Annotated in this window: 11 protein-coding genes; 3 read left to right on the top strand and 8 right to left on the bottom strand. The window is 70.7% G+C overall.

Annotated elements, in window-relative coordinates; all coding sequences use genetic code 11:
• The 5 genes from AL072_RS16295 to AL072_RS16275 all read right to left on the bottom strand — a co-directional run bounded on the left by AL072_RS16295 (position 1) and on the right by AL072_RS16275 (position 5,931).
• Positions 1 to 1,038, bottom strand: a complete 1,038-nt coding sequence (locus tag AL072_RS16295; protein WP_052710122.1) for an NADPH:quinone oxidoreductase family protein — start codon at positions 1,036 to 1,038, stop codon at positions 1 to 3.
• Entirely contained in the window at positions 1,035 to 1,907 is an 873-nt protein-coding gene (locus AL072_RS16290; RefSeq protein WP_045583424.1) for a MaoC/PaaZ C-terminal domain-containing protein, read from the bottom strand. The genes AL072_RS16295 and AL072_RS16290 overlap by 4 nt, the downstream gene beginning before the upstream one ends.
• Before the next feature lie 18 nt (positions 1,908 to 1,925).
• Positions 1,926 to 3,503 (bottom strand): AMP-binding protein, encoded by a 1,578-nt coding sequence (locus AL072_RS16285; protein ID WP_045583168.1) that lies wholly within the window; start codon positions 3,501 to 3,503, stop codon positions 1,926 to 1,928.
• Between the two features lie 58 nt (positions 3,504 to 3,561).
• Entirely contained in the window at positions 3,562 to 4,803 is a 1,242-nt protein-coding gene (locus tag AL072_RS16280; protein WP_045583169.1) for an ABC transporter substrate-binding protein, read from the bottom strand.
• 69 nt (positions 4,804 to 4,872) lie between these two features.
• Positions 4,873 to 5,931, bottom strand: coding sequence for an amidohydrolase family protein (locus AL072_RS16275; protein WP_045583170.1), 1,059 nt, complete (start codon positions 5,929 to 5,931; stop codon positions 4,873 to 4,875).
• A 445-nt stretch (positions 5,932 to 6,376) separates the two neighbouring features.
• On the opposite strand from AL072_RS16275, the gene AL072_RS16270 reads away from it, so the two are divergent.
• Both AL072_RS16270 and AL072_RS16265 read left to right on the top strand, forming a co-directional pair.
• Entirely contained in the window at positions 6,377 to 7,999 is a 1,623-nt protein-coding gene (locus AL072_RS16270; protein ID WP_052710123.1) for an AMP-binding protein, read from the top strand.
• A 29-nt stretch (positions 8,000 to 8,028) separates the two neighbouring features.
• On the top strand, positions 8,029 to 9,228 hold the full coding sequence (locus AL072_RS16265) for an NADH:flavin oxidoreductase/NADH oxidase (RefSeq protein ID WP_144428263.1): 1,200 nt from the start codon (positions 8,029 to 8,031) through the stop codon (positions 9,226 to 9,228).
• A 25-nt stretch (positions 9,229 to 9,253) separates the two neighbouring features.
• Here the strand turns inward: AL072_RS16265 and AL072_RS16260 are convergent, their stop codons facing one another.
• Positions 9,254 to 10,207 (bottom strand): SDR family NAD(P)-dependent oxidoreductase, encoded by a 954-nt coding sequence (locus AL072_RS16260; RefSeq protein WP_200909867.1) that lies wholly within the window; start codon positions 10,205 to 10,207, stop codon positions 9,254 to 9,256.
• 150 nt (positions 10,208 to 10,357) lie between these two features.
• A complete protein-coding gene (locus tag AL072_RS16255) occupies positions 10,358 to 11,041 on the bottom strand; it encodes a TetR/AcrR family transcriptional regulator (RefSeq protein ID WP_052710124.1) in 684 nt (227 codons plus the stop codon).
• A gap of 242 nt (positions 11,042 to 11,283) precedes the next feature.
• On the opposite strand from AL072_RS16255, the gene AL072_RS16250 reads away from it, so the two are divergent.
• Positions 11,284 to 13,305: an oxidoreductase gene (locus AL072_RS16250; RefSeq protein WP_045583172.1), complete on the top strand. Its 2,022-nt coding sequence runs from the start codon at positions 11,284 to 11,286 to the stop codon at positions 13,303 to 13,305.
• A gap of 13 nt (positions 13,306 to 13,318) precedes the next feature.
• On the opposite strand, the gene AL072_RS16245 is transcribed toward AL072_RS16250, so the two are convergent.
• Entirely contained in the window at positions 13,319 to 14,302 is a 984-nt protein-coding gene (locus AL072_RS16245; RefSeq protein WP_144428262.1) for an IclR family transcriptional regulator, read from the bottom strand.
• Between the last annotated feature and the right edge of the window lie 91 nt (positions 14,303 to 14,393).

Below are 14,393 nucleotides of genomic sequence, written 5' to 3'. Positions count from 1 at the left end.
CTACTGCTCCCCCAATTGCTCCGCCCAATGCTCCTCCATGCCCGGCGCCGGCGCGGCGGTCCCGAAATCGGGCCGGATGACCGGCTTGCCCACGCTGCGCCGGTTGCGGAAATCGTCCAGCAGCGGGACCAGCGCGGAGAGCGGATGGATGGCGGGCCGCTCGGGCCGCAGCGCGCCGCTGTCGAACAGCGCGCGCAGGCGCGCCAGCAGCGTCCGGTTGGCCGCCGGCTCGGTCCGCATGAAGCCGCCCCAATCGACGCCGACGATGCTCGCCCGCTTCAGGAGCGGCAGGTTGAGGGGGATGCGCGGGATCTCTCCGGCGGCAAATCCGACGACCAGATGGCGCCCGCCGGGGGCGAGGCTGCGGAAGGCGGGTTCGGACAGGGTGCCACCCACCGGGTCGAGCACCAGATCGACGCCGCCGCCCAACCGCTCCGTCATCGCGCGGCGCCAGTCGGGATCGCCGTAATCGACCGCCAGTTCGGCACCGCGCGCCCGGCAGAACTCCAGCTTCTCCGGCGAGGAGGCCGCCGCGACCACCCGGCCGCCGAGCCCCCGCGCGATGTCGATGGCCGCCGCCCCGACCGTTCCGGCACCGCCCAGCACCAGCACCGTCTCGCCGGCCCGCATCCGCCCGCAGCTCTCCAGCGCGTAGAGGCTGGTCGCATAGGCGCTGAGGATCGAGGCGGCGGTGGCGGCATCCATGCCCGGCGGCGTCGCCATGCAATGGTCGCAGCGCGCCACCGCGCGCTCGGCCAGGGCACCCCCGAAGGCGATGGCGGCGACCCGGACGGCGACCAGCGCCGGGTCGCCGCCCTCCCCCACCGCCAGCACCCGCCCGGCCAGTTCGCGGCCCGGAATGAAGGGCGGTTCCGGGCGTTCCTGGTAGCGCCCGCCCAGCAGCACCGCGTCGAAGCCGCCGATCCCGACCGCCTCGACGGCGATCAGCGCCTCGCCGGGGCCGGGTTCCGGTTCCGCAACGTCGGCGATGCGCAGTTCGGGCGGCTCGCCGTAGGACAGGCAGTGCAGCGCCTTCATCGCACGGCCTCCCCCCGCAGCCGGCTCAGGCCGTTCCGGACCACCACGGCGTCCCGCGCCGTGACCCGCGCCTGGAAGGACACCGCGTCGCCTTCGACCCAGAGATCGACGGTGATCGTCTCGCCCGGGAAGACCGGGGCGGAGAAGCGCGCCTGATGGTGGAGCATGCGCTCCGGCCGGTAATCGCAGCAGGCGGCGAGCACCGCGCGGGCGGTGATTGCGTATGTGCAGAGCCCATGCAGGATCGGGCGCGGGAAGCCGGCCGCGCGCGCCGCCTCCGGGTCGGCGTGCAGTGGGTTGAGGTCGCCGGAAAGCCGGTAGAGCAGCGCCTGCGACGGCGTGGTCGGCAGGTCCAGCGACAGGTCGGGTGCGCGGCCGGGAACCTGGTGCGGCGCCGGCTGGCCGTCGGCCGGGCCGCCGAAGCCTCCTTCCGCCCGGCCGAAGGCGGTGGTGACAACGGTCGCCAGCGGCTCGGGATCGCCGTCGAGGCGCAGGATCTTCTCCTGGGCGAAGACCGCGCCCTTCCCCACCCCCTTGTCCCAGGCACCGAGCATGCGCCCCTCGACGGTGCCCGTGCCGCTCGGCGGCATCGGCCGGTGCAGGGTGACGGCCTGCTCGCCGTGCAGCAGGGTGCGGGTGTCGAGCCCGATCAGCAACAGCGGCCCGCCGGCAAAGGTCGGTACGATCGCGAAGGTCGGCAGCAGCTTCAGGCCGCGCTCGTGGACGAAGGGCAATTCACGTTGGTCCACCGAATTGGCCACCGGGTCGGCCCCCATCCCGACGCCCAGCGCGTAGAGCATCGCGTCGCGTTCGCTCCAGGACGTCGCGTCCCGCGTCCGCAGTTCCATGATCGCCGCATGGTCCAGCATGGCCCGCTCCATTCCGGTTCAGTTCACTCCGCGTGTCCGGTCACGCCAGTAAGGCTCACGCAGCGCCTTGCGGTCCACCTTGCCGAGCCCGGTCAACGGCATCCTGGCGACGATGTCGATGGATTTCGGCGACCAGGGTGCGCCGCGCACCGCCTTCACATGCGCCTGGAGCTCCGCCGCCTCCACCGCGGCGCCGGGACGCAGGGTGACGAATCCCTTCACCGCCTCGCCCCATTTGGCATCGGGAATGCCGATCACCCCGGCCAGCGACACCGCCGGATGGGCCATCAGCGCATCCTCGACCTCGCGCGGGTAGATGTTGAAGCCGCCGGAGATGATCATGTCCCTGGTGCGGTCGACGATGTGCAGGAAGCCCTCGGCGTCGCGCCTGGCGACGTCGCCGGTGTGCAGCCAGCCGCCGTGGAAGGCCTGTTCGGTCAGCTCCGGCCTGCGCCAATAGCCGGCCATCACCAGCGGTCCGCGCACGCAGAGTTCGCCCGGCTCGCCGACGGCGACCTCGCGCATATCGGCGTCGAACAGCTTCACGTCGCACAGCGCGGTCGGCCGTCCGCAGGAGCCGAGCCGCTCCGGCCTGCCGAGGTCGTGATCGACCCTGCGCAGCGTGGTGACGCATTGCGGCGCTTCCGACTGGCCGTAGAGCTGGAGGAAGATCGGGCCGAAGGCGTCGATGGCCCGGCGCAGCAGGTCGGGCGCCATCGGCGCCGCGCCGTAGACGATCAGCCCGAGCGAGGACAGGTCGTGCCGGGCCAGCAGCGCCGGATCCTCCACCAGCGTGTTGACGATGGTCGGCACCAGGAAGGCGGCGGTGATGCGCTCCTCCGCCACCGTGCGGCAGAACTCCGCGCCGTCGAAGCCGGGCAGCAGCCGGGCCGAGCCGCCCATCAGCATGATCGGGTAGAGCATGATGCCGCCGGCGTGGCTGATCGGCGTCACCGCGGCATAGCGCAGGTCTGCCGGCCATTCCCATTCGGCGGCGATGGTCGAGGCCATCGCCGCGATGGCCCGGTGCGGCAGCATGATGCCCTTGGACCGGCCGGTCGTGCCACCGGTGTAGCAGAGCAGCGAGACGTCCTCCGCCTCCACCTGCGGGTCGAGCGGGGCCGGTTCCAGCCGCGGCAACTCCTCCAGCAGGTCGGGAATGCCGTCGAGCGGACCGCCCAACGGACCGAGGGACAGGAGATGCTCCAGGGCCGGCACCCGCGCGCGGATCGCCAGCGCGCGCGGCCCGAACCGTTCGGCGTCGACGATCAGAACCCGCGCCTCGCAATCGGCGAGGATGAAGGCGTGGTCGTCCTCGCCGGCCAACGGGTGCAGCGGCGTGTAGCGGATGCCGAGGATGTTGGCCGCGCAGATGGCGGCCCAGGGCTCCACCCGGTTGCCGGTCAGGATGGCGATGCCGTTGCCCTTGCCGAGCCCGAGGGCCTGGAAACGGGTGACGAAGCGGCCGATCCAGTCGCCCAGCTCGGCATAGGTCCAGCGCGTCCGGTGGTCGGCCAGGGCCGGGCGGCCGGCGAAGCGGGCGACGGCGTCGGCGATCAGGCGCCCCGCCGTGCCGCCGGTGTGCAGGGATGGCATGGGGATCCTCGCGTGGGAGAGGAGTGTCGGGTGGGGGTCGCGTGAGCCTGACCCGCCCCTACTTCTTCACCAGCGGGCACTTGCTCTCCGACAGCGGCGCGAAGGCCTCCTCGCCGGGGATGGTCTTCAGCAGGGTGTAATAATCCCAGGGCTGCCTGCTTTCCGACGGCGCCTTGACCTTGAACAGGTACATGTCGCGCAGCACGATGTTGTCCGCCCGCAGATGCGACGGCTTGGTCACCGCGTCGCTGATCGTCGTCTCCTTCATCGCCTTCAGGACCGGAGCAGTGTCGGTGCTGTCGGCCGCCTTGACCGCTTTCAGATAGTGGTTCACCGCCGAATAGAGACCGGCCTGCACCATGGTCGGCATCTTGCCCCGTTTGTCGAAGAAGCGCTTCGACCATGCCCGCGTCTGGTCGTTCAGGTCCCAGTAGAAGGATTCGGTGACGTACATGCCCTTGGCCATCGGCAGCCCCATGGCGTCGATGTCGGTGATCATCGGCAGCAGCGGGGTCAGGGCGACGCTGCCGTTCAGGCCGTACTCGTTGGCCTGCTTGACCGCATTGATGGTGTCGGGGCCGGAGTTGCCGAAGCCGATCGCCTTGGCGCCCGAGCTTTGCCCCATCAGGATCTGGGAAGAGAAATCGTTGTTGTTGAACGGGTGCTTGACCGAACCCAGCACCTTGCCGCCGGCCGCCAGCACACCCTTGGTCGCATCCTCCTCCAGCGAACGGCCGCCGGCATAGTCGGCGGTCACGAAATACCAGGTCTTGGCGCCGTCCATGGTGACCGCCTTGGCCGTCGTCGCGGCGACCGCGCGGGTGTTGTAGCTCCAATGCAGGGTGGTCGGCTTGCAGTCCTCGCTGGACAGGCTGTTCTGGCCGGACGCGGTGGCGAGCACCAGCCTGTTCTTCTCGGCGCCGATGTTCGACACCGCGAGCGTGACCGAGGCGCCGGCCACGTCGGTCAGCACGTTGACGCCCTGCTCGTCGATCCATTTCCGGGCGATGCTGGAGGCGACGTCGGCCTTGCTGGTGTGGTCGGCCGACACCAGGGAGATCTTGAAACCGGGCTTCTCGGCCGCGGTGAAGTCGTCGATCGCCATCTGCGCCGCCAGCACCGAGCCGGGCCCGACCAGATCGGAATAGATGCTGCTCATGTCGGTGAGCACGCCGATCTTCACCTCCTTCACCGGGGTCTCCGCCGCGGCAATCGAGGGCGCGGCGGATGTGGCCGCCGACAGGGCGGCGGCGACCGCCAGACAGGACACGGCACCACGGAGCGTCTTGGCCAACAACATGGTTTTCCTCCCGGAACTCGGATTATCGCTTTTGGATTTTGCTTTCCGGCCCTTGCCGGCCGGCGCGGCTCAGCGCAGGACGTGCCCGATGCCGTAGACCCGGGCCGCGGTGCGGCTGAACAGCGCCGCCTTCTCGTCGGCCGACGCCCCGGCGGCGAGCCGCTTGAAGCCGTTCCACAGGACGGCGTAGCTGCAGGACAGCTGGTCCACCGGGAAGTTGCTTTCGAACATCGCGCGGTCGGGGCCGAACGCCTCGATGCAGGTCTCGATGTAGGGGCGCCACGCCGCGGCCAGATCCTCGGAGGACGGCGGCACCGGGCGTTCGTGGAATCCGAAACCGCCGAGCCGCATCGCCAGGCCGCCCAGCTTCACGCTCACGTTGGGATGGCGCGCCACCTCCAGGATGCCGGCCTTCCACTGCGCGAAGACCTCGTCGCGCCGGCCGGCATAGGGGCCGATGCCGACCGGGCCGCCGACATGGTCGAGGACGATCGCCGTGTCCGGGAAGGCGGCCGCCAGATCGGCGACGTCCGACAGCTGGTGATGGTAGACCCAGGAATCGAAGGTCAGTCCAAGCGGCGCCAGACAGGCGAAGCCGCGGCGGAGCTGCTCGTCGCGCAGCAGCCCTTCCGGCGGGGTGCGCATGGTGGTGCGGATCTCCGGGTTCGGATCCCAGGAGGTCGATTGGCGGATGCCCTTGAAGCGTCCCTTGCCGGCGGCGATGTGGGCCTCCAGCACGGCGCGCACGCCCTCGCCCTCGCGCAGGTCGGCGTAGCTGATGATGCCGGCGCACAGGCCGGCCGGCCGGTAGACGCCCGCCTCGCACTGGTCGGCGATGGCGGTCACGAATTCGGTCTCGCCGACCGGCCGCATGTTCTCCGGCCCGTCGGTGCGGTAGCCCTCGGTGCAGTCGGCGAAGACGGTGCCGACGATGTTGTGGCCCGCCTGGGCATCGCGCTGCAGCTCCCCGGCGAGGTAGCGCGGCGAGCGCGGTGCATCCCACAGATGGTGGTGGGGATCGATGATCGGCAGATCCGGCTCCAGGATCGCCTCTTCCCGCAGCGCCAGCCAGTTCGGATCCGCCGAAGGCAGGATCGCGCCCTGCGTGCCGCTCTTGGTTTCGGTCATACGGTCCTCTCGTGAACATCGGATGTGCGGCCGGGAGGGAAACCGGCACCGCCGGCCCGTCCACCGCCATCCCGGCGGGTGTCGGAGTCGATGCGGCGAGGTCCGCGCTTTGCACACCGCTTATTGCTGGCTAAGTCAATCATAAGCCAGCCGAACATGGAATATAAAAAATCACTCAGGATTGATTTTTAGCGATACGGCCATGCACCGCTGCCTGCGCGATGATCCGCCACGTCTTGCCGATTTGCGATGCGACGCCACGCTGACTGAGAAGCGGATTGACAGATAAAATTATTCGTGTGTGATTGTATTGAACCGATCTCAACCCCGGCCGGCGCAGCGACGCAGGCCGGTGCCGGCGCCCCGCCGGCCCGTTGCGGCCCCCGCGGTTTCACTGTCCCCAACCGCTTGCCGCCGGCCGGCCCCGCCGTTTGGAGCCCTTCCCATGAATGAAAGCGGCAGCACATCCCCGACCCGGCTTTTCGAAATGCTGGACGGCCCGCCCGACGGCGCGACCATGCTGGTGGGGGCGTCGGGGCCCGTCACCTACGGCCGGATGCGCGCCGACAGCGCCCGGCTCGCTGCCCGTCTGAAGGATCTCGGCCTGCGGCGCGGCGACCGGCTGGCGCTGTGGCTGCCCAACATTCCGGAATGGCTGACCACGGCGCTGGCCTGTTCGCGGCTCGGCGTCGCCGTGGTGCCGATGAACGTGCGGCTGGGCGCCCACGAGGTCGCCTTCCTGCTGTCGCGCGCCGGCTGCCGGGCGGTGGTGCTCGCCCCCGGCCATCGCAACGGCGCCTGCGCGGAGGTGCTGCGCGGCGTCGGTCCGGCCGAACGCCCGGCCCTGGACCTGGTGGTGACGCTGGGCGACGGCGAAGCGACGCTGCTCGACGGCGTGCGCCAGACCCGCTTCGCCGAGCTGGTTGCCGAATCCCCGGCCCCCCTGCCGGAAGTCGTCGACGGCCGGCCGGAGGATGTCAGCCTGATCCTCGCCACCTCCGGCACCACCAGCGCGCCCAAGCTGGTGCAGCACACGCAGGCGCGCAACACCCGCCATGCCGGCGACGCCGCCGCCGCGGTCGGGCTGACCGAGCCGGGGACCAGCTTGCTGCTGGGCATCCCGATGTGCGGCGCCTTCGGCTACACGCTGGCGATCACCACCATCCGGGCGCAACGCCCGCTGGTCCTGATGGAGGCCTTCATGCCGGAGAAGGCCGCCCGCCTGCTGGTCGAGCATGGCATCACCCACATGCTGGGCACCGACGACATGCTCGACAAGATCCTGTCGGTGGTGCCGGAGGGCAAACCCTTCCCGGATCTGCGCATGTTCGGGCATGCCAACTTCACCCCCGCCCTGACCGCCATCCTGCCGCCCAAGGCGGAGGCGCACGGGGTTCTGCTGCGCGGCTTCTTCGGCATGACCGAGACGCTGGCCATGTTCGCCGCCCAGCCCGCCGACGCTTCGCCGGAACGCCGCGCCCAGGGCGGCGGCCGGCCGGTCTGCCCCGACGCCGATCTCCGGGTGCGCGATCCGGACAGCGGCGCCCTGCTGCCCGACGGCGAGATCGGCGAGGTCGAGCTGCGGACCCCCAACGCCATGATCGGCTATCTCGACAATCCGGAGGCGACGGCCGGGGTCTTCACCGAGGACGGCTATCTGCGGACCGGCGACTACGGGTACCGGCTGGCCGACGGCGGGATGATCTTCGTCTCGCGCATCAAGGACGTGCTGCGCATCGCCGGGTATCTGGTCAGCCCGACCGAGATCGAGGAGGTCATTCTGGCGCTGCCCGGCGTCACCGTCTGCCAGACCGTCGCCGCCACCTGTCCGGCCGGCGTGCGACCGGTCGCCTTCGTCGTCATGGGGCCGGGTCGGTCCCTCGACGAGGCGTCGGCGCTCGCCGCCTGCCGGGCGCAGCTCGCCGTCTACAAGGTGCCGGCGCGGATCTTCGCGATCGAGGCCATGCCGGTCACCGACGGGCCGAACGGGGCCAAGGTCAGGAAGAACGTCCTGCGCGACATGGCGACGGCCTGGATGAAGCCGCCCGGCGAAACCGCCACGGCGTGATCCGTTCACGCCTCGCCACCGGACAGAAAATGCACATTCGGGAGGAGAAGGCCTTGGGCCAGAGCGCGCTGTTCACGCCGTATACCATGCGCGGCGTCACGCTGAAGAACCGGATCGTGGTCGCCCCGATGTGGCAGTATTGCGGGGTCGACGGCTTTCCCACCGACTGGCACCTGATGAATCTCGGCCGCTTCGCCGCCGGCGGGGCCGGGCTGGTCTTCCAGGAAGGGACCACGGTGGAACGGCGCGGCTGCGGCACCGTCGGCGACCTCGGCCTGTGGGACGACCGCTTCGTCGAACCGCTGCGGCGCATCGCCGGTTTCGTGAAGTCCTGCGGCGCCGTTCCCGGCATCCAGCTGATGCATGCCGGCCGCAAGGCGCGCCAGCGCTTCCCCTGGGACGGACGCGGCACCCTGCCGCGCAGCCCGGAGATCGCCGATTGGGACGCGTGGGACGTGGTGGCGCCCAGCGCCATCCCGCAGGGCGACGGCTATCCGATGCCGCGCGAGATGACGCGCCGGGACATCGACGACTGCGTCGAGGCGTGGGGGACCGCCGCCGCGCGGGCCGACCGCGCCGGCTACGAGGTGATGGAACTGCACGCCGCGCACGGCTACCTGATCCACGAGTTCCTGTCCCCCGCCTCCAACCGACGGACGGACGGCTATGGCGGCTCCTTCGAGAACCGGATCCGCTTCGCGGTCGAGGTGGTGGAGCGGGTCCGCGCCTCCTGGCCGGAGCACAAGCCGCTGGTCATGCGCGTCTCCACCGAGGATGACGGCGGCTGGGAGGTCGAGGACAGCGTGGCGCTCGCCCGCATCCTGAAGCCGCGGGGGGTCGATGCCTTCGACTGCTCGTCGGGCGGCATCTCCGGCGCCTCGCCGATCGAGACGCGGATTTCCCTGGCCTACGGCTATCAGGTCGGCTTCGCCGAGCGGGTGCGCCGCGAGGCGGACCTGCCGACCATGGCGGTGGGCCTGATCATCCACGCCGACCAGGCCGAGGCGATCGTCCGTGACGGCCGCGCCGATCTGGTCGCCATCGCCCGCGAGCTGCTCCACAACCCGAACTGGCCGATCGACGCCGCGCAGAAGCTGGGGATCGACCCCGGCTTCACGCTGGCGCCAGTGCAGCACGGCCATTTCCTGCACCGCCGGTCGCTGTCCGGCTTCACCGGCTCGCTCTCCACCTGGAGCGCCGGGCTGACCGCCGACACCACCTTGTCCTGATCGGCGTCCTGATCGGCGCAGCCGGTCACCGGTGCGTTCGGGGGTGCGTTCGGGGGTGCGTTCCGGGGAAGGCGGCGGCGTGCCGGTGGACCACCGGCGGACGGCCGCCAGGCTCCTTGAAGGCGATGGAGGTGCCGCCGCAGACGAACAGCACCTGTCCGGTGACGAAGCGCGCGGCATCGCTGGTGAAGAAGGACACCGCATGGGCGATGTCGTCCGGCGTGCCGATGAAGCCGACCGGCACGCCGTGCATCAGCTTTTCCGTCATCGGATGGCCGGGCGGATTGGCGGCATCGAACAGCGACGTCCGCACCGGCCCGGGCGCCACCACATTGACGGTGATGCCGTCGCTTCCCAGTTCCAGCGCCCAGGTCCGCACCAGGCCGGACAGCGCCGCCTTGCTGGCCGCATAGGCGGTCCGCCCCTCCTTGCCCAGCGCGGCGCGGCTGCCGATGGCGACAATCCGCCCGACCCCCTGGCGGCGCATCGACGGCAGCAGCACCTGCGTCAACGCGACGAAGGCACCGACATTGACCGCATAGACCCGGGCGAGTTCGGCGACCGACAGCTCGGCCCCCGGCGCCAGCGGGGCGATGGCCGCGTTGTGGACGAAGCGCGTCACCGGCCGGTCGCCGACCGCCTCGGCCAGCGCCGCCGCCGCCGCGTCCGGATCGGCGAGGTCCAACGGCACGTAGGCGGCATGGAAATCATGCTCCGGCGGGGTGCGCGACGCCACGATCACCTGAAAGCCGTCCTCGGTCAGCCGGCGGGCGATGCCCGCGCCGATGTTCCGATTGCCGCCGGTGACGACCGCCCATTCCGTCATGATGGATGTCCCGTTCGAGATGGAGGGAAAAGGCCCCGCGTCACCCCGGCGGACGGGCGGACGGGCGGGCGGGCGGACGGGCAGGCGGACGAACGGTCCGCCGACGACGATGCAGCCGATCGCCGCCAGCCCGAGGCCGGGCGGATGGGGCATGCTGCGGAAAGCCGTCGGAACCGTCACGGCGGAAATGGCCGGACGAAGGGCGGGCACGGTTTCGCACACAAGCACCGCAACGAATTGTCAGCAAGGCTGACCATAAGAGAGGCGGATCGGCCCTTCAACAGGAATCATTCACAAATGATTTTATATGTTGTGCGGATCGGCGGAACGCGGAAGCGGCTGGAGCACGCTGACGAGAAAGGTCTTGAGCAGGGTGAGCTGCGGTCCGAAATTCACCGCCGGCCCCTCCTGGATCTTGCGCAGGGCGAAACCGCGCAGCGTGTCCAGCACCATGCGGCGCAGCCGGACCACGGTCGCGGTGTCCGCCGGGGAATCGGCGAACAGCCGCACCCATTCGAGGTCGCGCGCCTCCGTCACCTTGCCGAGCTGGGTGCGGATGCTCTGGTGCAGCCAGTCGTTGAAGCGCTCGTAAAGCCGGATTTCGAGGGCGGCCACATAGTCGTCGCTGCCGAAGACCTCCCAATGCTGGTTGACCACCCGGTCCACCCGCTCGGCAATCGGAAGCCCGACGAATTCGGCCAGATTCATCTCCTTGTCCATCCAGGCGGTGATTTCCTGGATGGCGGCGAAGTAAATCTCCTCCTTGCCGGCGAAGTGATACTGCAGTGCGCCGCGCGACACACCGGCCCGGTCGGCGATGTCCGGCGTGGTGACGCTGGCATAGCCGCGCTCACGCAGCAGGTCGATGGTGGCGCGCACCAGCTTGCGGCGCGTGGCGTTGCTCCGCTCCTGCTGGGGCTTGCGCTTGGCCTTGCGCCCCTCTTCCTCGCCGGCCTCCGCCGTCTCGTCCTGCATCACCCGCCCCATACCCGACCGTCTCCCTTCTGCCCGGACTTCCCCAGCGCGAACCGCCCTTGCGTGGAACTGGCGCAGCAGGTCGTCCGTACGCAACCATCGCGGATCCTATCACATTTCACAGAAGACCGTTGACGGCAAAAAAAGTCATATGTGATTGTATTTTCCCGGCCGTCATTTGCCGCCAGCTCCGCCTTCCGGCCCACAGCCCTGGACTCCACGATCGGACGCCACGGCCAAGATTGGACGCCACGATGGAACTCGCGTTTCCCCACCTCTTTTCCCCCGGCCGCCTGCGCGGCCTCGTGCTGCCGAACCGGCTGGTCATGGCGCCGATGGAATCCAACATGGCGGCCGCGGACGGCTCGGTGTCGGACGGGATGCTCGCCTACTACACCGCCCGTGCCGCCGGCGGCGTGGGAATGGTGATCGTCGAGTATGCCTGCGTCGACCGTCCGCTCGGCCTCGGCGGATCGCCACAGCTCGGCATCGACGACGACGCCCTCATCGCCGGCCATCGCCGGCTGACCGCCGCAATCGCCGCGCAGGGTGCGCGCTCCTGCCTCCAGCTGTTCCACGCCGGGCGCCAGACGCTGCGCCGCTTCACCGGCGGGCTGGCCCCGGTCGCCGCCTCGGCCGTCGCCTGCCGCGTCTACCGCGAGGAGCCGCGCGAGATCACCCTGCCGGAGATCGAGGAACTGGTCTCGAAGTTCGGCCATGCCGCCGCGCGCGCCGTGGCCGCCGGCTACGATGCCATCGAGATCCATGGGGCCCACGGCTACCTGATCGGCGGCTTTCTGTCGGGCGCCAGCAACCGGCGGACGGACCTGTATGGCGGAACGCTGGCGAACCGGCTGCGCTTCCCGCTGGCGGTCGTCTCGGCCGTCCGGCGGGGAGCCGGCGACGCGCCGGTGATCTTCCGCCTGTCCGCAGAGGAGTTCGTGGAGGGCGGCACCACCCTGGACGAGGCGGTGCGGATGGCGCCGGACCTCGTCGCCGCGGGGGCCGACGCGCTGCATGTGTCGACCGGCACGGCGGAACGGATGGACTGCAACGTCGATCCGGTCTCGGCCCCCCAGGGATGGCGCATCCCCCTGGCAAGGCGGCTGCGTGAGGTGGCCGGCGTCCCGGTGCTGACCGTCGGCGTCATCCGCCAGCCCGAGGTCGCCGAGCGGGCCGTCGCCGACGGCTCGGCCGACTTCGTGGCGCTCGGCCGCGCCCTGCTGGCCGACCCGCAATGGCCGGAGAAGGCCCGGCGCGGCGCCGTGGCCGACATCCGCCCCTGCACCTCCTGCAACTGGTGCGTCGACCAGCTTCTCGCCCACAAGCGGCTGGGCTGCGCCGAGAACCCGCTCGCCGGGCGCGAAACCGAGCCGGCGATCCTGCGCAGCGGCGCCGGCCGCGCCGCCGCGGTGGTCGGCGGCGGACCCGGCGGAATGGCGGCGGCACTGCTTCTGCAGGATGCCGGCTTCCGCGTCACCCTATTCGAGAAGGCGGACAGGCTCGGTCTCGGGCTCGTCGCCTCGGCGACGCCGCCGGGCAAGGACAAGTTCTTCTGGTATCGCGATTACCTGGTCCGCCGGCTGGAGGCGTCCGGGGTCGAGCTCCGGCTCGGCTGCGAAGCCGGGCCGGACGACGTCCTCGCCCTCCGGCCGGCGCTCGCCATCGTCGCCACCGGAGCATCCAACCGGGAGATCGCGGTGACGGGCGGCGCCTCCGTCCCGGTCGGCTTCGCCCATGACCTGCTGACCGGGCAGGAGCCGCTCGTCGCCGGTCCCGCGGAGGGGCCGGTGGTCATCGTCGGCAGCGGCGAGACCGGCTGCGAATGCGCCGAGTATGTGGCGGAGATGGGGCGCAACGTCGTCCTGGTCAGCCGGTCGCCGGAACGGCGGCTGGCGCGCCGGGCGCAGTATGTCTATCGCCGGCAGCTGATTGCCCGGCTGGAGAACAACCCGCGCATCCGCATCGAGACCGGCATGGAGCTCGCCGCGGTCGGCGACGGGGAGACCGTGCTGCGCGACCGCGACGGAGCCGGCCACCGCCGCCCGGCCGCGCAGGTGCTGCTGGCGCTGGGCCGGGTGCCGGAGAACGGGCTGGCCGCCGCGCTGGGCGCCGCCGGGGTGCCGACCCATGTGATCGGCGACAGCCGCGAGGTCGGCCGCATCGGTGACGCCGTCCACGACGCCTATGCCGCGGTGCGCGCCGCCACCCGCGCCGGAACCGGCGGGGCCGGGAATGGCGGGCCGGCGGAGCCGGTCGCGGCCCTGGCCTGCTGACCGGCTGCCGGCTTCAAAGATGCGGCAACGCCGGGGCCAGCGCGCGGGCGACCTCGCCGAGCGCCCCGGCGATGCGCTCAGCCCGCGCCTCGTCGAAGCGGCTGAGGAACATGGTGGCGGTGCAGGCCATCAGCGGTCCGCCCTCGGCATTGAGGATCGGCACGGCGACCGACGCGGTGCCGAGCGCATAGTTCCCGTTGTCGAGCGCCCAGCCGCGCCGCGCCGTCTCGTCCACCTCGGCCATGAACGCCTCGAAGGACAGCGGCCGGTCCCAGCGCAGCGCGGCGAACTGGCGGCGCAGCTCCGCCTCCGGCAACCCGGCATGCGGCACCATGGCGCGGCCGGCGGCGCCGATCATCAGCGGCAGCCGCTGCCCGACATCCATCTTGATGCGCATGTTGCCGGAGCCGATCGCCTCCAGCACCAGCATCATGCGGTCGGCCGAAATCCGCCGCCACAGCGTCACCGTCACGCCATGGTCGCGGGCGATGCGCTCCATCAGCGGGCGCACGAGGTTGATGTCGCTGGCGACCGTTGCCGCCCCGCGCACCAGCTCCATCACCCCGAGCCCGATGGAGTAGACCTTGGCCTGCGGGTCGAAGCGGACGTAATCCTCCTGGACCAGCGTGCGCAGGATGTTGAAGCCGGTGCTGGTGTTCATCCCCAGCTCCTGCACGATGTGGGTCAGGCTGACCGGTGCGGCGGCGCGGCTCAGCAGCTTCAGGATCCTCACGCAGTTGAGCACCGCGCCGACCGGCTTGGCGGTGGTGTCCGATGCAGCCTCCATGTCGGCGCCGTCCGGCAGTTCCGCCCCATCACCGTCCGCAGATGCGGAATCAGCCTTGGCCGGATTTTTGGCGGCATTTTGGGCGGCGTTCTTTGCTGGATCCTTGGGCGGCCGGCCGCGCGGGCGCGACGGCTTGGGCGCCCCGGCAGCGTCGGCGTCGGCCACCGCCGCCTCGGCCATCGTCACCGTCTCCCCTGGCTTTGCCTGCACGGTCCACTCCCCTTCGTCTCGTCCGCACGCCCCCGTCTTATGGGGCGTGCCCGGCGTTCACGGAATTAATTTATATAATCAGAAAATCTTT

Origin of the sequence: Azospirillum thiophilum (assembly GCF_001305595.1) — a bacterium.
In the GTDB taxonomy this organism is placed as follows: domain Bacteria; phylum Pseudomonadota; class Alphaproteobacteria; order Azospirillales; family Azospirillaceae; genus Azospirillum; species Azospirillum thiophilum.
The sequence above is the reverse complement of the archived record's forward strand: the minus strand, read 5'-3'. Positions and strand labels throughout refer to the sequence as shown.